This is a genomic window from Arthrobacter sp. 10T416 (genome assembly GCF_056394165.1).
Genome location: NZ_JBFTHI010000023.1, coordinates 1 through 5,856, shown reverse-complemented (window position 1 = coordinate 5,856; position 5,856 = coordinate 1). Strand labels below are relative to the sequence as shown.

The 5,856-nt window shown below is 67.9% G+C and carries 2 protein-coding genes; both read left to right on the top strand.

Annotation, left to right across the window (positions count from 1 at the left end):
* On the top strand, positions 1-5,478 hold a 5,478-nt coding region (locus AC1DBE_RS15825), incomplete at its 5' end, for an Ig-like domain-containing protein (protein WP_476971133.1).
* Positions 5,479-5,659: 181 nt separating this feature from the next.
* Positions 5,660-5,856 (top strand): hypothetical protein (locus AC1DBE_RS15820; RefSeq protein ID WP_476971134.1); only part of this gene is annotated, 197 nt, incomplete at its 3' end.

Here is a 5,856-nt window from a genome sequence, read left to right as displayed (position 1 = left end):
GTGTTGGATGCTGGCCGGGGGAAGTTGTTGTTGCCGGGCGGGCGTGAGTTGGGGTTGGCGGATGCGCGGGATGCGCGGTTGCAGCAGCCTGGTCCGGGGGCGGATGCGGTGGCTGTGGCGACGCCGAAGGCGTTGTTGGAGGTGCCGTTGGATGGTTCGACGGCGAAGACGGTGACGTTTGGGGGTCAGGGTGTTCCTGCGGCTCCGGTGCAGTTGGGTGGGTGTGTGCATGCTGCGTGGGCTGGGGCGAATAAGTATGTGCGGGATTGTGTGAGTGATGTTGATGATAAGAACGTCGAGGTCCCGAAGGCGTCTGCGTCGCCGTCGTATGTGTTCCGGGTGAACCGGGATGTGGTGGTGCTTAATGATGTGAATTCGGGGAATGTGTGGTTGGTGAACCAGAACATGCAGCTGGTGAACAACTGGGACGACGTCATCCCGCCCAAACAAACCTCGGATGATGCTGACAAGGACTCCGCAGACGAGGTGCAGCAGACCGTCCTGCCGGACCGCACCAAGCCCAACAGCCCGCCCACCGCCAAACCGGACACCTTCGGCGTGCGCGCCGGGAAAACCACCATCCTCCCGGTCCTGGACAACGACAGCGACCCGGACGGCGACATCCTCACCGTCCGGACCCCGGAGCCGCTCAAGTCCGGGACACTCGCCCCGATCTACGGGGCCACCGGCTTCCAGGTCAGCGTGGGCGCGGACAAGACCGGCTCCGAAACGTTCAAATACACGGTCGACGACGGACGCGGCCTGTCCGCCTCCGCTGACGTCACCCTCAACATCATCCCGCCCGGCGAGAACGCGGCGCCGCGGCAGAAACCCAACCGCAACACCACCCTGGTGGTCCAGTCCGGGAAAGTGGTCAGCCAGAACATCCTCACTGACTGGGCCGACCCCGACGGCGACGACCTTTTTGTTGTCGGCGCGACCAGCAGCGACCCCCGCGACCAGGTGAAAGTCCGGCCGGACGGCCTGCTCAGCTTCCAGGACTCCGGCTCGGAACCCGGCAAAAAGACCGTCACCGTCACGGTGTCCGACGGCCGGGCCAGCGCCGAAGGAAAAGTGACCGTCGAGGTGCGCCCTCCCGGCGCCCTGCCCCCCATCGCGAACGCCGACCACGTTGTGGCCGTCGCCGGGGTCAGCACGGTGATCGCCCCGCTGAAAAACGACTCCGACCCGCAGGCCGGCGCCCTGCGCCTCGCCCAGGTCACCCCGGACGGAAACTCCACCGCCACCATGGGCGCCGACCAGCAGACGTTTACGTTCAACTCCACCGCCGTGGGCGCCCACTATGTGACGTACCTGGTCACCAACGGACCCGCCAGCGCCCAGCAGCTGGTGCGCGTCGACGTCGTCCCCGGCGGCGGCGACGGCGCGCCGGTGGCGGTCCGCGATACCGCGCTGCTGCCCAGCGGCGGCAGCGTCCTGGTGGACGTCCTGGGCAACGACTCCGACCCGTCCGGCGGCGTGCTGGTGGTGCAGTCCGTGACCGCCGCCGACGGGTTGCCGCTCAGCGTGGCCGTCCTGGACCACTCGGTCGTCAGGATCACCGACATCCGCGCGCAGGGCCAGCTCAACGTCAAGTACACGATCTCCAACGGCAAGGCCTCAGCCAGCGGGGAAATTGCCGTCCTGGTGGTCCCTGCCCCTTCCAAGCTGCAGGCGCCCCAGGCCAAACCCGACGAGGCGACCGTACGCGTCGGCGACGTCGTGACCATCCCGGTCCTGGAGAACGACACGGACCCCAACGGCGGCAAACTCACCCTCGAACCCGAACTTGCCCAAAAGCCCGACGCGGCCGACGGCCGCATCTTCACCTCCGGCCAGACGCTGCGCTTCATTGCCGGTGACGTCCCCAAAACGGTGTACGCGATCTACAAGGTCACGAACGCCTCCGGCCAAGCGGACTCGCAGCAGGTCTCCATCCGGATCCGGGCCCGCGACGACCAGCGCAACACCCGCCCCGAACCCAAGAACCTGACCGCCCGCGTGGTGGCCGGGATGACCGTCCGCATCCCCGTCCCGCTGGACGGCGTGGACAGCGACGGCGACTCCGTCCAGCTGACCGGGGTGGACAAGGCCCCCTCAATGGGAACCGCCGTGGTCAAGGACGGGTACCTGGAATTCACCGCCGCCGGCAACGCTGCCGGCACCGACACTTTCAGTTACCGGGTCCGCGACCGGATCGGTGCCGAGAACACGGGCACCGTGATTGTCGGCATCGCGCCGCAGGAAAGCAATAACCAGAAACCCATCGCCGTGGATGACGCCGTGGATGTCCGGCCCGGCCGCAAAATCGCCGTGGACGCACTCGCCAACGACTCGGACCCGGACGGGGACCCGATCAGCCTGGTCCGCAACGGCTTCGAGGCCCGCCCGGAACTCGCCGTCGAGCCCGCCGACGGCGGCAAGGTGCTGCTCACGGCGCCGGCCGCGGCCGGCAACGAGAGCGTCAGCTACAAAATCCAGGACGACAAAAAAGCCCAGGGCAGCGCCGTGATCCGCGTCCGCGTCAGCCCGGACGCGGCCCTGAAGCCGCCGGTGGCCAAGGATGACGTGGTCACCCCCGCGGAGACCCTCGGCAAGTCCGCCGTGGACGTCCCCGTGCTGCGGAACGATTCCGATCCCGACGGCGTCGCCGCGGACCTCAAGATCGGCCTGCCCGACGGCAACCCGAACGCCCGCGTTGCCGGAGACGGGACCGTCCGCGTGGCCCTCACCGCCGGCGACCAGTTGGTCCCGTACACGGTCACCGATGTGGACGGCCAGAGTGCGACGGCGGTTATCTGGGTTCCCGGCCAGGGCGAGCAGCACCCCACGCTGGCCAAGACCGATCCCGTGGAGGTGATGGCCGGCAAGGACATCACCCTGGACCTGGCCGAATATGTCCGGGTCAGGGAAGGCCGCACCCCGCGGATCACCCAGGTGGACAAGGTCAAGGTCCAGGGCGCCGCCCCGGAAAACGTGGTGGCAGGCAGCGGCTCCGCCCTGCGCTACGCCGCGCTCAAAGACTACGTCGGACCCGGGTCGGTGACCTTCGAGGTGACCGACGGGACCGGACCGGATGACCCGGCGGGCCTGAAATCCACGCTGAGCATCATCACCAAGGTCATTCCGGACCCCAACGCCAACCACCCTCCGACCTTCAGCGGCGCCAGCCTCGAGGTGCCGAAAGCGGAGACCGCGAACCTGGAGCTGGGGAACCTGGCCAAGGACGTTGACCAGGGCGACCAGGACAAGCTCAAGTTCGAGCTCGACGGCACACTGCCCGAGGGTTTCAAGGCCACCGTGGACGGGGCCACCCTGAAGGTCACCGCCGACGCCGGAAAGTCCGCCGGGTGGAAGGGCAGCATCCCGCTGAAGGTCACCGACGGGCGTTCGGATCCCGTCAAGGCCACCATCACCGCCACCGTCACGGCCTCCAACCGGCCACTCCCCGTGGCCAACGAAGACGTGGTGGAAAAAGCCAACGCTGGCAAGACGGAGACCGTCAACGTGCTGGCAAACGACTTCAACCCCTTCGCCGACACCCCGCTGAAGATCGTCCAGGCCACCGTGGAGACCGGCACCGCGGCAGGACAGCCGGCAATCGCCGGTGACTCCATCACCGTCACCCCCGCCGCCGGCTTCAAGGGCGTTATGGTGGTCCGCTACACCGTGACGGACAAAACCGGCGACGTCTCCCGGCAGACCGACGGCCGGGTCCGCATCACCGTCCGGGACAAACCCGACGCCCCGTCGGCGCCCACGGCAACTGATGTGCGCAGCCGCACCGCCGTCCTCAAGTGGACGCCGCCGTCGGACAACGGCGCCGCCATCACCAAATACACGGTGCGCTCTGCCAACGGCTTCAGCCAGGACTGCGCCACCACCACGTGCACCCTCAGCGGACTGACCAACAACGTCAAATACGTCTTCACGGTCACCGCCACCAACGAGGTCCACGAGTCCGACCCCTCCCCGGCGTCCAACGAGATCCGGCCGGATGAAAAGCCGTCGCCACCGGAGGCCCCCACGGTCAAGGCCGGCGACAAGAACATGGTGATCGCCTGGCCCGCGGCCAAAACCGAGGGCTCCCCGGTGAAGAACTACAACCTCGAAATTTCCCCACCCCCGGCCAGCGGCGTCGCCGTGAAGAACGGCGTGACCGGCCTGAACTACACCTGGGCCGGACTGACCAACGGCGTCCGTTACAAGGTGCGCGCCCAGGCCGTCAACGAACTCGGCCCCTCGGACTGGGGACAGTACTCCGCGGAGGACAACCCCGCCGGTGTGCCGGCAGCCCCCGGCGCGCCGACGACGTCGGTAGCCTCCGCCGTCGGCTCCTCCAACCAGCTCAAGGTGAACTGGAACGAGCCGAATACCAACGGCGACGCGATCAAGAACTACTACGTCACCATGAGCGGCGGTGGCGGGCCGGACCAGACCCAGACCGTGGCAGGCACGGTACAGACGGCGAACTTCACCGCCAACAACTCCGAGGCGGCCTACACGTTCACCGTGCAGGCCGAAAACAAAGCCGGCAAGGGCGGCGTCAGCGCAGCCTCGGCCCCGCGGCGCGCCACCGGCAAACTCAGCCAGGTCTCCGGCGTCAGCGCGACCCCGGCCAACACCGGCGGTGCCGGCCGGGCCGTCACCATCAACTTCCGCGAGCTCAGCGCCGCGGAACGGAACGGGTCTGCCTACTCCGAGGTCAGCTACACCTACCGCGCCACCACCGGCCAGGGCGGCCCGATCAAACCCGGCCAGACCGTGGGCGGGTTCGCCAACGGCGCAGGGACCACCATCACGGTGACGGCCAACTCCTCCGTCGCACCCAGCTCCGACGCCAGCGCCGGCGCCAATGCGAACCCCTACGGTTCGCCCGGCACCCCGTCCGCGTCCGGCACCAACGGGGCCGAAAACCAGCGGAACCTCACGTTCAACTGGGCCTCACCGGATGCCGGCAGCCACGACATCGCCTACACCCAGATCAAGATCGACAACGGCGGCTGGGAACGGGTGGGCGCGTCCGGAAGCCGGACGGTAAACACCGGCGGCTTCAACGAGCGCCACTCCATCCAGGTCCAGACGGTGAACTCACGCGGCACCGGAGGGCCAACGGCCTCGGCGTCAGCCCAGTCCGGGGCCGAGAAGACACGCTGGACCACCCGGCTCAACAGCGGAATGACCCGCAGCTGCACCGACCTGCCCGGAGCCACCTCCTACGACAACAGCAAGCCTGGTTACTTCACCTGCGACGGGCAGACCGGCACCAACCGGCCCTGGATGGGCGCCGCGGACGTCTTCGACATCATGTGCTGGAAGCCGCACGGCACCTACTACAGCGGGGACGGCCAGTGGTACTACATCATGCGCGGCTCGCCGAACCAGACCCGCTGGATCAACTCCACGCACACCACCCTCGGTGCCCCCGGGGCCAGCGGCGTCCCACTCTGCACCTTCCCGACGGGAGCCACGCCATAGCCGCCGCACCAGCGTCCGCGCCCCCTGCCCGGAAGCCCGACGGCGGGGAGTCCTCCCCATCGCGCATCCACCCATGGTTGGGTAGGCTGTCGCGGGACACGGCCCCGGATCCCGGGGCTGTCGGGGGCCTCTGCACTGCAATCTCAAAGGAACACCAATCGCTGTGACACGACTTTTCGCCATGCTGGGAGCACGGAAGCCGGGTTCCGCCACACCTCGCCCGCGGACGCGTGCGGGTCGGCGTCGTGTGGTGGTGGGGTCTTTTGTGGTGGCTGGTGTGGTGTTGGTGGCGGGTGCGGTGATTTATCCGGGGTTTAAGACCACTGAGGTGGATTTGAACGATGGTGGTGTGTGGGTGGTGTCGAAGGCGAAGAATGC